14 protein-coding genes are annotated in these 15,953 nt (G+C 60.8%); 9 read left to right on the top strand and 5 right to left on the bottom strand.

Translation table 11 applies throughout. The features are described from left to right. Positions 1-63: 63 nt before the first annotated feature. Positions 64-1,581, bottom strand: coding sequence for an MDR family MFS transporter (locus KJF94_RS20565; RefSeq protein WP_214378332.1), 1,518 nt, complete (start codon positions 1,579-1,581; stop codon positions 64-66). A 79-nt stretch (positions 1,582-1,660) separates the two neighbouring features. Further along, entirely contained in the window at positions 1,661-2,845 is a 1,185-nt protein-coding gene (pobA, locus tag KJF94_RS20560) for a 4-hydroxybenzoate 3-monooxygenase (protein ID WP_214384918.1), read from the bottom strand. Between the two features lie 188 nt (positions 2,846-3,033). Between pobA and KJF94_RS20555 the strand changes: the two genes are divergently transcribed. Further along, entirely contained in the window at positions 3,034-3,930 is an 897-nt protein-coding gene (locus KJF94_RS20555) for a helix-turn-helix domain-containing protein (RefSeq protein ID WP_214378330.1), read from the top strand. 9 nt (positions 3,931-3,939) lie between these two features. Here KJF94_RS20555 and KJF94_RS20550 read toward each other — a convergent pair whose 3' ends face one another. Then, positions 3,940-4,116: a hypothetical protein gene (locus tag KJF94_RS20550; protein WP_017340530.1), complete on the bottom strand. Its 177-nt coding sequence runs from the start codon at positions 4,114-4,116 to the stop codon at positions 3,940-3,942. A gap of 217 nt (positions 4,117-4,333) precedes the next feature. Then, positions 4,334-5,239 (bottom strand): LysR family transcriptional regulator, encoded by a 906-nt coding sequence (locus KJF94_RS20545; protein WP_214378328.1) that lies wholly within the window; start codon positions 5,237-5,239, stop codon positions 4,334-4,336. A 114-nt stretch (positions 5,240-5,353) separates the two neighbouring features. Here KJF94_RS20545 and KJF94_RS20540 point away from each other — a divergent pair, with 114 nt between their 5' ends. Both KJF94_RS20540 and KJF94_RS20535 read left to right on the top strand, forming a co-directional pair. Continuing rightward, positions 5,354-6,232 (top strand): MBL fold metallo-hydrolase, encoded by an 879-nt coding sequence (locus KJF94_RS20540; RefSeq protein WP_214378326.1) that lies wholly within the window; start codon positions 5,354-5,356, stop codon positions 6,230-6,232. Positions 6,233-6,444: 212 nt separating this feature from the next. Continuing rightward, positions 6,445-7,059 (top strand): NAD(P)-dependent oxidoreductase, encoded by a 615-nt coding sequence (locus KJF94_RS20535; RefSeq protein WP_214378324.1) that lies wholly within the window; start codon positions 6,445-6,447, stop codon positions 7,057-7,059. A 180-nt stretch (positions 7,060-7,239) separates the two neighbouring features. Here KJF94_RS20535 and KJF94_RS20530 read toward each other — a convergent pair whose 3' ends face one another. Continuing rightward, positions 7,240-8,121: a LysR substrate-binding domain-containing protein gene (locus tag KJF94_RS20530; protein ID WP_214378322.1), complete on the bottom strand. Its 882-nt coding sequence runs from the start codon at positions 8,119-8,121 to the stop codon at positions 7,240-7,242. Between the two features lie 160 nt (positions 8,122-8,281). Here KJF94_RS20530 and KJF94_RS20525 point away from each other — a divergent pair, with 160 nt between their 5' ends. From KJF94_RS20525 to KJF94_RS20500, 6 genes are all read left to right on the top strand, one after another. Further along, positions 8,282-9,919 (top strand): 5-guanidino-2-oxopentanoate decarboxylase, encoded by a 1,638-nt coding sequence (locus tag KJF94_RS20525; RefSeq protein WP_214378320.1) that lies wholly within the window; start codon positions 8,282-8,284, stop codon positions 9,917-9,919. Further along, positions 9,916-11,364, top strand: a complete 1,449-nt coding sequence (locus KJF94_RS20520) for an aldehyde dehydrogenase family protein (protein WP_214378318.1) — start codon at positions 9,916-9,918, stop codon at positions 11,362-11,364. The genes KJF94_RS20525 and KJF94_RS20520 overlap by 4 nt, the downstream gene beginning before the upstream one ends. Positions 11,365-11,581: 217 nt before the next feature. Beyond that, positions 11,582-12,685 (top strand): extracellular solute-binding protein, encoded by a 1,104-nt coding sequence (locus tag KJF94_RS20515; RefSeq protein WP_214378316.1) that lies wholly within the window; start codon positions 11,582-11,584, stop codon positions 12,683-12,685. 204 nt (positions 12,686-12,889) lie between these two features. Beyond that, entirely contained in the window at positions 12,890-13,798 is a 909-nt protein-coding gene (locus tag KJF94_RS20510) for an ABC transporter permease (protein WP_214378314.1), read from the top strand. Continuing rightward, positions 13,795-14,643 (top strand): ABC transporter permease, encoded by an 849-nt coding sequence (locus KJF94_RS20505; RefSeq protein ID WP_084318872.1) that lies wholly within the window; start codon positions 13,795-13,797, stop codon positions 14,641-14,643. Before KJF94_RS20510 ends, KJF94_RS20505 begins: the two co-directional genes overlap by 4 nt. Before the next feature lie 158 nt (positions 14,644-14,801). Further along, entirely contained in the window at positions 14,802-15,857 is a 1,056-nt protein-coding gene (locus KJF94_RS20500) for an ABC transporter ATP-binding protein (protein ID WP_214378312.1), read from the top strand. The last annotated feature ends 96 nt before the right edge of the window (positions 15,858-15,953 follow it).

Raw genomic sequence — 15,953 nt, 5'->3', positions numbered from 1 at the left:
CTACAGGATTGCACTGTACTAGTAGGAGCAAGGCTTGCCCGCGAAAACCGTTATGCGGTCGTTCTACCGAACCTTGTCTTCCCGCCCCCGCAACACCTGGTTCGGCATGGCAATTGCCGCCGCCAACCCCAGCAGCGACACCGTCGCACTGACCATCAGCAAATGCCGGAAGGTCAGCAGCAGCTCTGCGCGCAAGGCGTTTTGCGCATCCCCCGCTGCGGCGTTCAATCCGTCCAGCAAGACATTCCCCGAGCTGCCCTCGGCAGTCAGCGTCGAGCCGGCCAGATGGGCGAAACTCGAGTCTTGCAGCAACGCCAGCAACAGCGCCGACATCAACGCCACACCCACCGCACCGCCCAGGGAGCGGAACAGGTTGGTGGTGCTGGTCGCGACGCCGATGTCCCGTTGTTCCACTGAATTCTGTGTCCCGACCAATGACGTCGGGAATTGCATGCCAGAGGCGATACCGCTGAGCACCATGAACAGACTGCTGAGCACCATTGCCTGGGGCGGGCTGAACGCCATGCCGAGAATCGAGATCGGCATCAGGATGGCACCGGTGAGGATCATCGGTTTGTAGCGCCCGGTCACCGAGGTCCGGCGCCCGGCGAAATACGCTCCGATCGGCAAACCCATGGCCAGTGGCAACAGATGCAGCGCGGCACTGTCGGCACCGGCGCCCGTCACGCTCTGGAAGCGCAAAGGCATCAGCACAATCAGCGAGATCGCCTGGAAACTGGTGAAGAAAATCGTGCACCAGCACAGGATCGCGTTGCGGTTGGCGAACAGGTGCATGGGCAGCAACGGCTCCCGCGCACGGCGCTCATGCCGGACGAACACTGCCAGGACGACCACCGCACAGCCCAGCAATCCCAGCACTTCAGCGCTACGCCACGAATGGCCCTGGCCGACCTGAGTGATACCGAGCAACAAGGCCGTCAGACCGATGATCATCAACAGCGTGCCGAGGTAATCGATGATCGGCTTGCGCTGCGGCACGGGCAGCCCCACCAGCGTGCGATTGGCCACCAGCCACGCGCCCAGACCCAGTGGCAGATTGATCAGAAACACCCAGCGCCACGACAGGTATTCGGTCATGTAACCGCCGAGCACCGGGCCGGCCACGCTGGCCACCGCGTACATGCTGCTGAAGTAACCTTGATAGCGACCCCGTTCGCGAGGCGGCACGATGTCGCCGATGATTGCCTGGCTGACCGAAATCATCCCGCCGGCCCCAATGCCCTGGACAATCCTCGCCAGCACCAGCTGCTCCATGCTTTGCGCCATGCCGCAGAAGAACGAAGCCAGCGTGAATAGCCCCATGCCGAACAGCATCAACTTGCGCCGACCGTAGAGGTCGCCCAGTTTGCCGTAGATCGGCACCGCCACGGTCATCGCCACCATATAGCCGGATATCACCCAGGCCAGCAGGCTGACGTCCTTGAACTGCGCGGAAATGGCCGGCATCGATACGGCGACGATGGTCTGGTCGAGCGCGCCGAGAAAGATCGCCAGCATCAGGGCGATCAACACGCTGCGAATGGCCGGTTTGGGCGTTTCAGGCTGGTTGAGATTGGTCACGGGAGAACCTGCGAGCAGTAAAGGTCCCGCAAGAGGCAAGGGCGAGCGGGGATGCTCGCCAGTGTAAGTCGGTAGGAGGCTATTCGATAGCCTCATAAGGAAGCCCGACGTAATTTTCTGCAATGGTTTTTCGACCCGCCTCAGAGCCGACGAAGTAGTCCAGCTCCGACTCACTGATGCGCTGGCTGAACCCATCGTGATCGTCAAAGCGATGCAACATCGAGGTCATCCACCAGGAAAACCGCTCGGCTTTCCAGACCCGGCGCAGGCAGACCTCGGAGTATTTTTCCAGCAAGTTGACACGACCTTCGCGATAAACCTTCAGCAGGATATTGAACAACGTGCTGACGTCGCTGGCCGCCAGGTTCAGGCCTTTGGCACCGGTGGGCGGCACGATGTGCGCGGCGTCGCCGACCAGAAACATCCGCCCGTATTGCATCGGTTCGACCACGAAACTACGCAGCGGCGCGATGCTTTTTTCGATGGACGGCCCGGTCACCAGCGACTCGGCCAGCGCAGTCGGCAAACGGGATTTGAGCTCATCCCAGAAACGTTGATCGGACCAGTCCTCGACCTGATCCGAGGCAGGGACTTGCAGGTAGTAACGGGTTCGGGTCGCCGAGCGCATGCTGCACAGGGCAAAACCGCGCGCGTGACGGGCGTAGACCAGTTCATCGTGAACCGGTGGCGTGTCGGCGAGAATCCCCAGCCATCCGAACGGATAAACCCGCTCGAACACCTTCAGGCTCTCGGCGGGAATCGATTGACGCGCCACCCCATGGAAACCGTCGCAACCGGCGATGTAGTCACAATCGAGCCGCCAGGTTTCGCCGTCCTTTTCAAACGTCACGAAGGCTTCATCGGTTTTCATGCCGTGGGGTACAACGTTGCCGGCTTCGTAAATCGTCTGCGCGCCGGCCTCCCGACGAGCGGCCATCAAGTCACGGGTGACCTCGGTCTGTCCGTAGATCATCACGGTTTTGCCCCCGGTCAGGGCGTGCAGATCAATGTGCACCCGACGCCCGTCGAGGGCCAGTTCGAAACCGCCGTGGACCAACCCTTTGGCGTCCATGCGCTGGCCGACGCCGGCCTGACGCAGCAGCTCTACCATGCCTTGTTCGAGCACACCGGCACGGATTCGGCCGAGCACATAGTCCGGGGTCTGGCGTTCGAGGATAAGGGTGTCGATACCGGCGTTGTGCAGCAATTGGCCGAGCAGCAATCCGGAGGGCCCGGCACCGATGATGGCGATTTGGGTCTTCAGCGTTTTCATTGTTTTTATGACTCGCAAGCTCCACGCGACCAGAGTCGGTGAATTATTTTTATGGATCGAGTGCTTGCATTTTTCACTTGCGGGTCTGTCAATTGAAGGTGAAAACTGAGCCGATAGCTGTACATTCTGCCAATCGGTGCGATTATCGCCCGCCACCTTCCGAGGCCTGGATTGACGTTATGAACAAGCCTGACCTGCCTTCGATACCGGTGTTCAAGCTTTACGGTGAAAGCCTGGACTGGCCGACCCCGGACTTGTTGCACTGCGAAACCATTTCCAAACGCAGCCGCGAACATCAGTGGGAAATCAAACCCCATCGCCACGCCGATTTGTGCCAGTTGCTCTTCGTATTCAAAGGTCAGGCAGAGCTTGAAATCGAAGGCAAACGCACGCAACTGAGCGAACCGGCGATGCTGGTTCTGCCGCCGTTATCGGTGCACGGTTATCGTTTTTCCGAGGATGTCGAAGGGTTTGTCGTGACCCTGGCCGCGCCGCTGGTCGCCCACCTTCAGGCGCAACTGGGCAATTCGGTGAATGCCCTGGCCCAGGCCGAAAGTTATCCGGCCGGCAATGACGGTGAGTACCTCAACAGTTTGTTTTCCGCGTTGCAAAACGAATACACCGGCCATCAACCGGCCCGGGAAATGCTCATGCATTCGCTGGTCAGCGTGATCATGGTGTGGGTCAGCCGTCAGGCGCTTCAACGTCGCTCCGCGAGTCAACGTCCGCAGCGTGCGCGGGAATACCTAAACGGGTATATCCAGCTGGTGGAAGAGACGTATCGCCAACACGTCAAGGTCGAGGACCTGGCGCATCGGCTGGGGATTTCTGTGTCGCACCTCAACGGCACCTGCCGTGAACTGGCGGGGCAACCGGCGTTGCAGATCATGCACGAGCGGCAATTGCTGGAGGCCAAGCGTTTGCTGACCTACACCAGCATGACCATTTACGAAATGTCTGATGTGTTGGGTTTTTCCGATCCGACCAACTTCACGCGTCTGTTCCGACGCCGGGTGGGGATCTCGCCCAAGGCTTTTCGCGACCGCTTGAAGGCCGATCAGGACAACGAGGCCTGATCCCCTTCGTTACCGAAGGGCGTTGAGGGTCGCGTTGTGGGGGATGCAGCGCTCGAAGTTGCAGCTCGCGTATTCACGGGGCAGTTGCCGTAACTGCTCGACGCGCCAAGCCGCCGTGCCATACAGCGCCAGCGTGGCCGCGCAGGTGATGAAAATCGCGAGGTATCTTCTTGTTTTGATGTTCATGGCGTTGACCTCTGAACGAATACCCTTCGGTACTACTTTCAGCATAGGTCAGCGGCAGTGAGTTGCCAGTCACGTGTTCTGTGCATGTAGCCCGATATTCAGAACATTGATATCCCTGTGGGAGCGGGCTTGCTCGCGATAGAGGTGTGTCAGTCAACACCATTATTGGATGATCCACCGCTATCGCGAGCAGGCTCGCTCCCACAGGGTGATCGGGTTACAGGCCGATATCCCACTCTGGTTCTTCGGGGAATCTGAGCACCAGAAAATCCAGCAGGCTGCGCAGCGCCGCAGGCATGTGCTTGCGTGAGGCATACACCGCGTAGATGTTCATCCGGCGCGGTTCGGCCTGGGGCAACAGACGGATCAGTTCACCGCTGTGGATATGCACTCCAGCCTGATAAGTCGGCAGCATCGCCACTCCGGCACCGGCCATCGTCGCGCGCAGCAGCGTACTGGCTTCATTGGCGCTGATGTTGCCCTGCACCGGCACCGAGACCGGTTCACCGTCCTGCTCGAAATGCCACAGGCTTTTGCCGAAATAGGAGTGCGTCAGGCAGTTGTGCTGGCTCAGGTCTTCGACCTGCGTCGGTGCCGGGTGCTCGTCCAGATAAGCGGGGGCGGCGCAGATCACCGAGCGGCAGACCGTCAGCCGGCGCGCAATCAGGTTCGGGTCCAGGTCGTTGCTGGTGCGAATCGCCAGATCGATGCGCTCATCCACCAGGTTTACCGTGCGGTCGAGCATTTGCAGGTCGATGCTGACGCCGGAGTAACGCTTGACGTAGGCCGCCATGGCATCGGCCAATTGTGCCTGGCCGAACGAGGTGCTGACGCTGATCCGCAGCAGGCCACGCGGTGCATCGTCCGGCTCGCTGACGGCAGCCTGCATGTCCGAAGACAGGTCGAGCATCTGCCGACACCGTGGCAGGGTCTCGCTGCCGGCGGCAGTCAGGCTCAACTTGCGCGTGGTGCGGTGCATCAGGCGTGCGCCGACCCAGTCTTCCAGCTCCGCCAGATACCGCGAAACCACCGGCCGTGACAGCTCCAGGTGATCGGCGGCGGCCGACTGGCTGCCGAGGTCGACCACCGTGACGAACACCCGCATTGCTTGTAGACGATCCATGATTTGCCCGATTTCAGAAACAAACTATGTTCCAGCATCGCATTTTTTGTACTGAGTCGTGCAACTAAGCTCTGCTCCATCGCCAAGCATGGCACTCGGACAACGGAGCAACAGATGATCGGTTTCACTTCCCTCAAACGCATTTTGCTGGCCACCGCCACCCTCGGCTTCGCGGCTAACGCGGCGGCAGCGACGTTGACGCTGGATGTCTACAACCCGGGCGACAAGGCGATCTTCCCGGTGACCTCGGTGTTGGTCAGCGGCGAGAAAGACGCGATCCTGGTGGACGCGCAGTTCGGCAAATCCCAGGCCGAGCAGGTGGTTGAAAAAATCCGCGCCAGTGGCAAGCAACTGACCACCATTTACATCAGCCACGGTGACCCGGATTACTACTTCGGCCTCGACACCCTGACCGCTGCGTTCCCCCACGCCAAAGTGCTCGCCTCGCAACCGACGGTGGATCACATCAAGAAAACCGTCGACGGCAAACTGGCGTTCTGGGGCCCGAAAATGGGCGCCGATGTACCGGCCAGAACCATTGTGCCGGGCGTGCTTCAGGGAGACAGCCTGATGCTCGAAGGGCAGAAGTTGCAGGTGGTGGGGCTTGAGGGCAAGCAACCGGATCGCACCTTTGTGTGGATCCCGTCGATCAAGGCAGTGGTGGGTGGCGTGGTCGTCGCGGAAAACATTCACGTGTGGATGGCCGACACCCAAACCGCGCAGTCCCACACCGACTGGCTGGCTACGCTGCACAGCATTGAAACCCTGAAACCGAACACTATCGTGCCGGGTCATTACCTGGGCAAGAGCGCGCGCTCCCTGGCCGCGGTGAAATTCACCGCGGATTACATCAAGGCTTTCGACGAAGAAACCGCCAAGGCCAAAGACTCTACGGCGTTGATTGCCGCAATGAAAAAACGCTACTCGACCCTGGGCGAAGAAAGCTCGCTGGAGCTGAGCGCGAAAGTCGCCAAGGGTGAGATGAAGTGGTAACCCGCCATACCTGAAACTGAAGCAGCTTTTGTGGCGAGGGAGCTTGCTCCCGCTGGAGTGCGAAGCGCTCCCCGGCATTGTGTCAGGCTCACCGCATTGGCAGGTTTACGACTGCTTCGCAGCCGAGCGGGAGCAAGCTCCCTCGCCACAAAAGCACCTTTGCCACGTAAACCCGATTACCTCAGATACACCCAAGCCAACTGGAGAACATCATGAGCAAAATCGCAATCATCGGTGCCACCGGCCGTGCCGGCAGCCAACTGCTGGAAGAAGCCCTGCGTCGCGGTCACAGCGTTACAGCCATCGCTCGCGAAACCTCGAAGATCGGCCAGCGTGCCGGGGTGGTCAGCAAGAACGTTGACGCTCTTGATGCCGAAGCGCTGCAAGCGGCGGTCGCGGGTCATGACGTGGTGATCAGTGCCGCGCACTTCACGACCCTTCCTGCCAGCGCCGTCATCGGGCCGGTAAAACGGGCCGGGGTGAAACGTCTGCTGGTGGTCGGCGGTGCCGGTTCGCTGTTGCTGCCGGACGGTACTCGCGTTATCGACAGCAAAGGTTTCCCTGAAGAGTACAAAACCGAGGCCAGTGCCGGAGCTCAATTCCTGGAAAACCTGCGTCAGGAAAAGGATCTGGACTGGACTTTCCTGTCGCCGTCGGCGGAGTTTGTCGAAGGTGAGCGCACGGGTTCGTTTCGGATCGGCAAGGATGATTTGCTGGTGAGCAGTGAAGGGCGGAGCTGGATTACCTTCGCCGACTATGCGATTGCGATGATCGATGAAGTGGAAGCGCCAAAGCATTCCCGTCAGCGGTTCACAGTCGGTTACTGATTAAACCGAACCCCTGTGGGAGCGACCCTCTGTGGCGAGGGAGCTTGCTCCCGCTCGGCTGCGAAGCAGTCGCAAAATCTGAGAATGCGATGTGGCTGACACACTGCAGGGGAGCGCTTCGCACTCCAGCGGGAGCAAGCTCCCTCGCCACACAGGCTCACTCCCACAGGGTTTCGGGGCTCAACGCGATTGAGCCTGCTCCACCAACCACCCCATCAATTCGCGCAACTTCGGCGAAGGCGCCGGTTTCTCCGGGAACACCAGGTAATACGCCAACCCCGTTTTCACCTTCAATTCAAACGGCATGACCAGCCGCCCGGCACTCAGGTCGTCGCCAATCAATGACCAATCGCCGATCGCCACACCGGTCCCTTGGGACGCCATCGACATCGCCAGGTCCAGGGTCTCGAAATGCTGGCCTTTGCTGACGTTGCTCAATTGAAGATCCGCCGCTTTCAACCAGGCATTCCAGTCGCGCTCATCCCGCGTCGGGTGCAGCAACAAGTGCTGTTGCAGATCCGCTGGCGTCTGCAACGCCATCGGCCCGTCCAGCATCGGCCGTGAACACACCGGCGTCAGTTGCTCATCGAACAGCAGATAAGACGTCAACGCACTGTCCGGCGGTGCGCCATACATCACCGCCGCGTCGAATTGCTCGCGATGGAAATCCACGCCGTGCTTGACCGTGGTGGTCAATTCCACCGGCACATCCGGGCGCTCTCGTTGCCACTGCAAAAGACGCGGCAACAACCAGCGCATCACACAAGTCGGCGCCTTGAGTTGCAGGGTTTCGCGCTTCTCGCCGATCTGCTCCACCGCCTCGTCGATCAAGCCGAAAATCTGCTGCACCCGTGGCAGCCACTCCCGTCCTTCGGCCGTCAGGTCCAGCCCTCGAGCCTGGCGAATGAACAGCTCATAACCCAGATGCTCCTCCAGCCCGGCGATCTGCCGACTCACCGCGCCCTGGGTGATGAACAGCTGTTCGGCCGCACGGGTGAAGTTGCAGCACTGCGCGGTGATCAGAAAAGTGTGCAACGCCGGCAGGGGAGGCAATTGTTTCATTGGGATCCAAGGTATGACGTGAAGACATGGCTAGTATGACTTTTTATCCATTGTTGCGGCTACGTGTCGCCCGTTCCAATGAGGTCATCCCTGGACCTGCCCGCTCATCATAAACACTGCGCAGGCCCGGCGTCTCAAACGAACAAAAAGGGCAAAAGACATGGCGACGTGCGGCGAAGTATTGGTCAAGTTACTCGAAGATTACGGGGTTGAGCAGGTGTTCGGCATTCCCGGGGTTCACACCGTGGAGCTGTATCGCGGGCTGGCCCGTTCGAGCATCAACCACGTTACTCCGCGTCACGAACAGGGCGCCGGTTTCATGGCCGACGGTTATGCACGCACCAGCGGCAAACCGGGTGTGTGCTTCATCATCACCGGTCCTGGCATGACCAACATCACCACCGCCATGGGCCAGGCCTACGCTGATTCGATTCCGATGCTGGTGATCTCCAGCGTGCAATCGCGCAGCCAGTTGGGCGGCGGTCGCGGCAAGCTGCACGAACTGCCGAACCAGAGCGCCTTGGTCGGCGGCGTGGCAGCGTTCTCCCACACCCTGATGTCGGCGTCCGAATTGCCGGGCGTATTGGCTCGCGCCTTCGCCCTGTTCCAGGCCGGTCGCCCGCGTCCTGTGCACATTGAAATTCCGCTGGACGTGCTGGTCGAAGAGGCCGATGACCTGCTCGCCAGCCTGCCGGTCAACATCGACCGTGCCGGTGCTTCGCCAAGCGCGATCAGCCGCATGACCGACCTGCTCGCCGGCGCCAAGCGCCCGCTGATTCTCGCCGGTGGCGGTGCCATCGATGCCGCCGCTGAGTTGACTGAACTGGCCGAACTGCTCGACGCGCCGGTGGCCCTGACCATCAACGCCAAAGGCATGCTCGAATCCAACCATCCGTTGCTGATCGGCTCGACCCAAAGCCTTGTCGCGACCCGCGCCCTTGTGGCTGAAGCTGACGTAGTGCTGGCGATCGGCACCGAACTGGCAGAAACCGACTATGACGTCACCTTCGCCGGCGGTTTCGAGATTCCCGGCGTGCTGCTGCGCGTGGACATCGACCCTGACCAGACCGTGCGCAACTACCCGCCGAAAGTCGCCCTGGTGGCCGATTCGCGCAACGCTGCCCAAGCCTTGTTGAGCGCGCTGTCCCACAAGTCGCTGGCCGAGCGCCGCAACGATTGGGGCCAGGTCCGTGCCGCACGTCTGCGTGAAGACCTCGCCGCCACCTGGGACGCGCCGACCCTGGCCCAGACCCGCTTCCTCGAAACCGTTCTGCACGAATTGCCGGACGCCGTGTTTGTCGGCGATTCGACCCAACCGGTGTACACCGGCAACCTGACCTTCAACCCGGAACGCCCGCGCCGCTGGTTCAACTCGTCCACCGGTTACGGCACCCTCGGTTACGCCTTGCCGGCAGCGATTGGCGCCTGGCTCGGTGGCAGCATTGAAAACGGCGCACGTCCTCCGGTGGTGTGCCTGATCGGTGATGGCGGCCTGCAATTCACCCTGCCGGAACTGGCCAGCGCCGTTGAAGCGCGCACGCCGGTGATCGTCCTGCTGTGGAATAACCAGGGCTACGAAGAGATCAAGAAATACATGGTCAACCGCGCCATCGAACCGGTCGGCGTGGACATCTACACCCCGGACTTCATCGGTGTCGCCAAGGCGCTGGGCTGCGCGGCTGAAGCGGTCGACGGTGTTGATCAGTTGCGCAGTGCGCTGCGCTGCGCCACCGATCGCCAAGGGCCAACCCTGATTGAAATCGATCAGACCCAGTGGATGAAGGCGGTGTCGAAATGACGTTTCCTACCACCCTCGATGGTCTGTTCATTGACGGAAAATGGTCGGCCGGCAGCGAACATCTGCGCGTGATCAACCCGGCCACCGAAGCGCTGCTGACCACCGTGAATGGCGGCGATGCAAACGCCGTCGATCAAGCCGTGAACGCAGCGACCGAAGCCTTCAAGGCCTGGTCGCAAACCACCGGTGCCGAGCGTGGCGCGATCCTGCGCAGGATCGCCGTCGGCGTGCAGGCCGGTCGTGAGCAGTTGATGCAGTTGCAGTCGAGCAACAACGGCAAACCGCTGTTCGAAGCCGCCATCGACGTTGATGACGTGATCGCTACCTTCGAGTACTACGCCGGTCTGGCCGAAGGGCTCGATGCGAAACAGGACAGCGCAGTCGAGCTGCCCACCGATGACTTCAGCGCCCGTGTGCGCCGTGAGCCGTGTGGTGTGGTCGGCCTGATCGTGCCGTGGAATTTCCCGATGGTTACTACCGCCTGGAAACTCGCCCCGGCCCTGGCCGCCGGTTGCTGCGTGGTGCTCAAACCTTCCGAAGTGACGCCACTGCCGGAGCTGGAACTGGCGGCGATCATCGCCGAGGCCGGTTTGCCCAAAGGCGTGTTCAACCTGGTCTGCGGCACTGGCCTGGCCGTCGGTGCGCCGATGTCAGCCGACCCGCGCATCGCCAAGATTTCCTTCACCGGCAGCAACGCAGTCGGTGTGCAAGTGATGCAACGCGCCGCCGAAACCGTGAAGGGCGTGAGCCTCGAACTGGGTGGCAAATCTTCGTTGCTAGTGCTCAAGGACGCCGACATCGCGTTGGCGGTGGAAGTGGCCTGCGGCGGTGGTTTCTTCAACGCCGGGCAAATGTGTTCGGCCACCAGCCGTGTGCTGGTCGCCGATGAACTGGCCGACGAATTCCTCCTGCGCCTGAAGGCCCGCGCCGAAGCCATTCGCGTCGCCGACCCGTTCGACCCGAACGTGGAAATGGGCGCGCTGGTCAATCAGGCGCAATACCAACGGGTGCTCGGCCACATCGATCGCGGTTTGAGTGCCGGCGCCAAGCTGATTTGCGGCGGCAATCGTCCTGTAGATCTGCCGCGCGGATATTTTTTGCAGCCGACGATTTTCACCGAAGTGCCCCTCGACAGTGCGTTGTGGTGTGAAGAGATTTTCGGCCCGGTGATCTGCGTGCGCAGTTTTGCCTCCGAAGCCGAAGCGATTGCCCTGGCCAACGACAGTCAGTTCGGTCTGGTGGCCAGCGTGGTGACGCGCGACGCCGAGGCGGCCGATCGGGTCGCCAACGCTTTGCAGGCGGGGCTTGTGTGGATCAACGCGCCGCAAGTGATCTTCCCGCAGACCGCCTGGGGTGGTTACAAGCAGAGCAGCATCGGCCGCGAATTGGGGCCGTGGGGCTTGCAGGCTTTCCAGGAAATCAAACACGTGATTCGCGCCGTCTGACGGCACGAAAAAGGTGAGCGCATGCCTCGTATCGAGGCATGCGCTGGTGTCATGGCTTCGATGAGTTTTTATCGATAGTCAGGTGTTTTGCACGACCTCAGGATGAACTCACTGGTTCAGCCAAGCCCCCGAAAATACGAGGGATAACGCTGATCCGGCCGCGCGGATGCAACAGTTTCGACCTGCCTTATACCTACAAAAACAAAGGGAGTCCGTAATGGGCGAGCATGATCTAAACAGACGTCAATTCATCAAAACCGTGGGCGTGGCCTCGGTGGCAGCGGCGGCCATGAGCTTGCCCTTCGTCAAGGCCAATGCCAGCGACACTCGATTCCAGGGCAAGACCCTGCGTTTGCTGACCTGGTCCGATGACACCGGCCTGGCAGCGCTGCGCAACATCGCAGCCACCTTCGAAGACAAGTACGGCTGCAAGGTTATCGCTGACCGCACCGGCAGTACCTCGGAAATGGTCGCCAAACTGAAAGCCGGCGGTGATCGTCCGCAGTACGACGTCATCACCCTGGCGGGTGTCGGCGCCGAAGGTCTGGCCGCCGCCAACCTGCTGGAAAAACCCAACCTCAACCGCATTCCCAACCTGGTGGATGTACCGGAGAAATACCGCACCGGCGCCAATGGCCACGGGATCGGATACCTGCTCTGGTGCAACAGCCTGGTCTACAGCACCCGCACCATCAAGGAAGCGCCGGACAGTTACGCCGCCCTTTGGGACGCGGAGCTGTCGCCGAACATCTTCCTGCCGCCGCCGAACTGGACCGAGGCCATGGACCTGATCATCATCGCCGCCAAACTGGCCGGTGGTGACGAGCACAACATCGAGCCGGGCTTCAAGAAACTCGCCGAGCTGAAGGATCGTGTGGTGACCCTGGGTGAAAACCCGAACCAGATCGCCGAGCTGTTCCGCACCGGCTCCCTGGACATGGGTGGCCTGTACGCCCCGGCCTTCTTCCCGAAACAGATCCGCGATCCGGCCTACGGCCTGGGCGCTACCTTCGGCATGAAGGAAGGTTTCTATACCGACCTGATGCTGTCGGTGATGCCGAAGAATCGTCCGGGCGATACCGACCTGACCTACGCGTTCATCAACCACTCTCTGGACCCGCTGGTGCAGGGCAAGATGGCTGAAGACATCTACAACGGCCCGGTCAACGCCAAGGCGATCATCTCCGCCGAAGCGCGCAAGAGCCCGTACATCCTCACGCCTGAGCAGATTGCCGAGAAGGCGATCATGCACGACAACGCCTTCCTGGCCACCGTGCATGACCAATGGATTCGTCGTTACACGGAAATCTTTTCTTCCTGATTTTTGAGGTCTGAAGATCGATTGTGGCGAGGGAGCTTGCTCCCGCTCGGCTGCGTAGCAGCCGCAAAACCTGACACCGCGTTGTATCTGAACGGACGCGGTGAATGATCAGGGCCGCTTCGCGACCCAGCGGGAGCAAGCTCCCTCGCCACAGGTTTTTGCCTTATCTCAGTCTTGCTGCTTTCCATTGACGAGACCCTTGCTATGGAACACCAACCTCTGACTCATCCGGTCGTTACCGCTCCGGCGCGCGCCCATCGGGGTGTTTCGCCGACGACGCGTGCCTGGTTTTTCCTCTCGCCGTCGATGCTGTTTCTGGGCGTGCTGATTGCCGCCAGCTTGCTGGTGCTGCGCATGAGCGTGGGCACCAAAGGTGCGGAATGGACCGGGTTCAGCCTGGCCAGCTACGCCCAGTTGCTGGAACCGTATTACCTCAAATCCTTGCTGCTGACCTTGCGCCTGGCGCTGATCAGCGCAGTCATCGCCGTGGTGCTGGCGATCCCTGTGGCCTACACCATGTCGCGCCTGACTTCACCGTTCGTGCGCCGAATCTTCCTCGCCGCTGTGCTGTTGCCATTGCTGGTCAACCTGCTGCTGCAAAGCTACGGCTGGCTGGTGATTCTCGGCCCGGGCGGCATGCTCAATCAGGCGTTGATGGGCCTGGGTCTGATCAAGCGACCGATCATGCTGCTGTACAACCAGAACGGTGTGCTGATGGGCCTGGTGCAAACCGCGTTCCCGTTGGCCGTGTTGCCGATTGCCAGCGCCATGCGCGGCGTCGCCCGTACGTACGAAGAGGCCGCCGCCACCCTCGGCGCCAGTCGTTTTCAGGTGTTCCGTCAGGTGGTGTTGCCGATGAGTTTTCCGGGGATCATTACCGGCGCGACGTTGGTATTCGCCTACAACGCCAGCAGTTTCGTGGTGCCTCTGCTGCTCGGTGGCCGGCGCGTGCCGATGCTGGCGGTGATGGTCCATGACCAGATCGCCCCGCTGATGAACTGGCCCGCCGCATCCGCCGCCGGTGTGGTGCTGATCGTCACCACGCTCGCGATCATGACCTTGTCCGAATACATCACCGGCCGTCGTCGCCGCATGCTGGAGGCTTCGCAATGAGCGCTGTGATCAAGAAGCGTCATTCACTGTTGCCGGGTGATACCGGCAAGTTCGCCGGCATTCTCTCGGGCTTCATTCTGCTGCTGGCGGTGCTGCCGATCCTGACCATGATCGTCATGTCGTTCAGCGGTGCGTCGAACCTCGACTTCCCGCCGAGCAGCTACAGCCTGCAATGGTACAAGGCCGCCTGGCACACCTTTGTATCCCCGGATTCCAGCGATGTGCTGAGCCTCGGCAAAGCCATGACCACCAGCCTGATGGTCGCGTGCCTGACCATGGTCTTCGCCACAATCATCGCGGTGCCGGCGGCCTACGCGCTGACCCGTTGCGAGTTCCGCGGCAAAGCCGTGGCGTTGCAACTGATGTCGCTGCCGCTGGTGTTTCCGATGGTGGTGTTGGGCCTGGCCTTGCTGCTGGTGTTCGACAGCCTGCCGTTCCAGATGACCACCTCGCGTCTGGTGATTGCCCACGTGATTCTGGCGCTGCCCTTCGTGGTGAAAAACTGCACCGCGGCGATGCTTTCCATCGGCAGCGAAGTCGAAGAGGCCGCGCAAATGCTCGGCGCCTCACCGCTGCGAGCGATTGTCGATGTGGTGGTGCCGTTGATGAAGTCGGGGATTCTGGCGGGGATGCTGCTGGCGTTCATCGTTTCGTTCAACGAATTCACCGTGACCTACTTCCTCTACACCATCGACGTGATGACCGTGCCGATCTGGATGTACAGCCGCACCGTGTCGTCGCTCGACCCCACCGTATTTTCGTTTGCCGTGCTGATCGTGCTGATCGACTTCGTCCTGATCTGGGCGCTGGAGAAGCTGGTCGGTGAAGGTGGCGTTTCGTTCTAGCTTCTGCCTGGAGGTGCCTGCGCTCGATCATGCTGCGTTAAAAGTCAGCTCAGAATGCTCATTGACTAAAGTCAACTCCGCTTCTTCGCAGACTTTTGCCTTGCCTGATCATCGCTCGGCGACCTCCAGCCAAAATCCTGATTCTTGAGGTGATTCATATGTCTGGTCTGATTCTGGAAAACGTCGAGAAACATTACGGCTCGGCCTGCGCGGTAAAGGATGTGAACCTGCATTTGCCGGAAGGCAAACTGGTGTGTTTCCTCGGCCCGTCCGGTTGCGGCAAAACCACGCTGCTGCGAATGATTGCCGGGCTTGAAACCCTGACCGGCGGCGAGATTCGCCTGGACGGTGAAGACATCGGTCACACGCCGGCGCATCAGCGCAATTTCGGCATGGTGTTTCAATCCCTGGCGCTGTTCCCGCACATGACCGTGGGGGAGAACATCGCTTATCCGCTGAAACTGCGCGGGGTCAGCAAGGCTGATCAGCAGGCGCGGGTGGTGGAATTGCTGGAACTGATTCAGTTGCAGGAAATGATTGATCGCCCGGTGGCGAAATTGTCTGGCGGCCAGCGCCAGCGTGTGGCGATTGCCCGGGCGATTGCCAACCACCCGAAAATCCTTCTGCTGGATGAACCGCTGTCGGCGCTGGACGCCAAGCTGCGCGAGTCGATGCAGGTGGAAATCCGTCAACTGCAACAGCGCCTGAACATCACCACCATCATGGTGACCCACGACCAGCGTGAGGCCATGACCATGGCCGATATCGTCGTGGTGCTGGGTGAGCATCGCGTGCAGCAGGTCGGCACGCCGATCGAGATTTATCGTCATCCGGCGAACGAATTCGTCGCGGACTTCATCGGCTCGGGCAACATCTTCCCGGCCACGGCGCTGGGCAACGGCAAGGTGGGCTTGCCCGGTGGCGATTCGCTGGAAGTGCCAATCTGCAGCAGCATTGTGGTCGGCGAGAAGGTGAAAATGCTGATCCGCCCTGAAGACCTGCAACTGTCGCACCCGCAAGCGACGGCGGGGAATCGGTTGCTGGGCAAGGTGACGTTCGTGCGGGATATCGGTGCGACGATCGAGACGACCGTGGAGTGTTCGGGCGTGTCGTTTACGGCGTTGAGCACACCGTGTCAGGGGTTTGGGTTGAGCATTGGCAACCCGGTGTCGGTGACATTGCCGGCCGAAGCTTGCCGAGTGCTCGGCGCCTGAAAACACCACCGTACCTGTAGGAGCGAGGCTTGCCCGCGAAAAACGATAACGCGGTCATTCAGATAGACCGCGATGACCCCTTCGCGGGCAAGCCTC

It is taken from the genome of Pseudomonas hormoni, assembly GCF_018502625.1.
GTDB classification, from domain to species: Bacteria; Pseudomonadota; Gammaproteobacteria; order Pseudomonadales; family Pseudomonadaceae; genus Aquipseudomonas; species Aquipseudomonas hormoni.
This window is presented reverse-complemented; position numbering and strand designations above follow the sequence as displayed.